Source organism: Oleiphilus sp. HI0067, from assembly GCF_001635735.1.
This window is the reverse complement of record NZ_LWFI01000476.1, coordinates 1-1,100: the sequence shown is the minus strand read 5'-3', so window position 1 is coordinate 1,100 and position 1,100 is coordinate 1. Positions and strand designations below refer to the sequence as shown.

Sequence of the window (1,100 nt, the reverse complement as noted above, 5' to 3'; positions counted from 1 at the left end):
GGGCTCAAATTTCCCCGTATAGCGAGCTCTAATACGTACTAAGAATGAGAAGCGGACGTAACAGATCTTTTATGTGTGCTCTCCACGATTTGAACATGCAGTCAGGGTTTTTATGAGTAACGCCAGACCAATCAAGGTTTTGATTAATGTTTTAAATTTTGCTGCATTCTTTTTCGTCTATGTGATGATCAAAAACGTATTAGAGGTAAAGCTTGGCTTTGTTAGAGGTGCAGCTGCCGCTCAGTGGGAGTTTGTCTTAGTTTTGTTGCCCATACCATTTATATGGGCCTTATTACAGTGGCTTTAAGCGTCGCTAATAGGTCTAGATTATCTAGATTTTATTTAGCCACTTCTTTCCTAATGATGGCATCACCAATCCTTTGTTGGTGTGTGGCACGGTATATCCCATATCAATAAGACTATCGAACGTCAAATGAGAATATTGGTGATCACAACGTCCGCTTCTTTTGTAGAAGTTCGCATTAATTTCTAGTCGATGAGCGACAACCAAACATCCGCTTATGTCTATTTGCGAATGGAAAACCAATGACCGCTTTTCATTCTTAGTACGTATTAACGCCTTGCCCATGGGCTTGAGGTGCGAAGCAACGCAACTCCAAAACCACGAAGTGGCTAGGCATGCGGCAAATTGTTATAGGGCTTATTCGTCAATACCAGCATCGCAATCGTTACATGAGTTAGTTGATTTGCCTGTACCAAGCCAGCCTGGGATATCGTTTACCCCAGACTCATTGTCTGCTTTTGTAAGCTTGATATCCATTTTTTGATTGCAAAGCCAGCAACCAATTAGTGGTAGAAGCCATATTTGTGTGTAACAGATAAGCATTTGCTTAGTACTAAATATAGAAAATTTTGAGACTTCAATAGAAGTTAAAATATTCCAGATTACTGTAAAGCAAGCGGCCATACTGGCTACAAATAAAATTAGCTTATCAATTGTTTCCATTTAAGACCTATAACGCCGGTAGCAAAGGCGAGCGTTAGAGAGTCCAGCCCGCGTTTTTTGCGGGCGATTTTTCCTACCCTTGTTATGCATTTTTTTGCACCTTACCCAAATAGATTAAAGGTAATGCGATAGC

At 40.5% G+C, this 1,100-nt stretch carries 2 protein-coding genes; one reads left to right on the top strand and one right to left on the bottom strand.

Annotated features, from left to right (window positions below; translation table 11 throughout):
- The first annotated feature begins 112 nt into the window (after positions 1 to 112).
- Positions 113 to 307 carry a hypothetical protein gene (locus A3739_RS05770; protein ID WP_068500641.1) on the top strand — a complete coding sequence of 65 codons (195 nt, stop codon included), beginning with the start codon at positions 113 to 115 and terminating at the stop codon, positions 305 to 307.
- A gap of 354 nt (positions 308 to 661) precedes the next feature.
- Here the strand turns inward: A3739_RS05770 and A3739_RS05765 are convergent, their stop codons facing one another.
- Positions 662 to 967, bottom strand: coding sequence for a hypothetical protein (locus A3739_RS05765; RefSeq protein WP_068500639.1), 306 nt, complete (start codon positions 965 to 967; stop codon positions 662 to 664).
- Positions 968 to 1,100: the final 133 nt, after the last annotated feature.